This window comes from Natronococcus sp. (assembly GCF_047921035.1).
Taxonomy (GTDB): domain Archaea; phylum Halobacteriota; class Halobacteria; order Halobacteriales; family Natrialbaceae; genus Natronococcus.
Genome location: NZ_JBLRWX010000036.1, coordinates 5,269 through 6,485, shown reverse-complemented (window position 1 = coordinate 6,485; position 1,217 = coordinate 5,269). Strand labels below are relative to the sequence as shown.

General features: G+C 56.9%; 1 protein-coding gene and 1 pseudogene. One reads left to right on the top strand and one right to left on the bottom strand.

Features of this window, described 5'->3' with window-relative positions:
* On the bottom strand, positions 1–536 hold a 536-nt coding region (locus ACNA7R_RS09365), incomplete at its 3' end, for a hypothetical protein (protein ID WP_416283298.1).
* Positions 537–1,008: 472 nt separating this feature from the next.
* Here ACNA7R_RS09365 and ACNA7R_RS09360 point away from each other — a divergent pair.
* Positions 1,009–1,217 (top strand): annotated as a pseudogene (locus tag ACNA7R_RS09360) (membrane-associated protein); the annotation flags it as partial.

The window sequence follows — 1,217 nt, the reverse complement described above, 5'->3', positions numbered from 1 at the left end:
ACAACGTACCACGAACGAGTATCAAGCGCTAGCTCCGCGAACGCTTGCGCTTCAGCCGAGAACGGTGCAGCCTTCAAGTCGTCCGAACGTATCCGGCCCTCAGTGGCGACTGTCGCCTCGAGATACCGTCGTTCAGCCGAGATCGAGGTGAACAGCGCGACGAAAGAACCGCCCAGTGCGCCGAGAACGACGAGAAGTTCCGGGTTGAGTATGGTCTCACCAGCGATCCGTTCGGCACCGATATAGCCGACTACGAGTACTCCCACAACGACTGCACCGACGAGACTCCACTTCGCTATGCTCCACTTTTCCTTCCGCGGGAGCTGCTGGTTTGCGACCCAATAGCCGCCGTAGACGATTGCTGCGGCAGGGAGGCTGACCAGCGCTAGTTCGGTCAGCCATACCGCCATCGGTTCGGGATGCGTGATTACGTATGCGAGCCCTGAAACACCCAGTACTAACCCGGTAGCCGTTATGAGCCACGATGCCGGGTCGTACTGTGTGATCCGGTCTCGCTGTGCGACTGGTTCTCCCATTGTACGTCCTGTTCGGATCGTCCCGCAGTCACTATAGCCCTTTTTTGAAAATTGATCGTACTATCGGAGGATGATCTATATACCACTGCTCTCGATAAATAGACGTTCTGTACTCGAGTTGTACACCGCTTCGATTCGGGAGTTGGATTTCGACGGAGAGCCGGTGTTCGACGAGCACGGTCGCCTTCCGGTAACTAACGCCCGAAAGAGAGCTGATCAGACCGATCTGCTACCGGAACCCGGGTGGCGCCCGTCGTAATCGGGAGGGGTGAATTGAACCAACCGCTGCTGACACCTCGTCGAGACCGCGCTCGGGAGCGAGAGAGCGGGACGCCCGGACGGGGAAACGGGTATCGAGACGCTGCGACAGCGCTCCCCCGAGAATAGTTCTCACTATATATGTCTCCCGAGCGATACGTATCTCGAATAGTAAAAGCAAATACGTCCGAGTTCGTACGCTTCGTCACAGCGCGTGCCCGTAACTGAACAGTTGATCGACTCGAGCGTTTCGGTTCTGCTGGTTTTCGACGAGCCAGCGCTGTTTCTGCTGTTCGTCCTGAAGGGAGCGATAATCGGAAAGATATTCCCAACATCGCTTTTCTTACCGGGCTACCTGCTTGCGATCGCGGCGACGCTGGAGCAGGTCGCCATCAGTATTGTCGTCGCCTCGTTTGGATACGT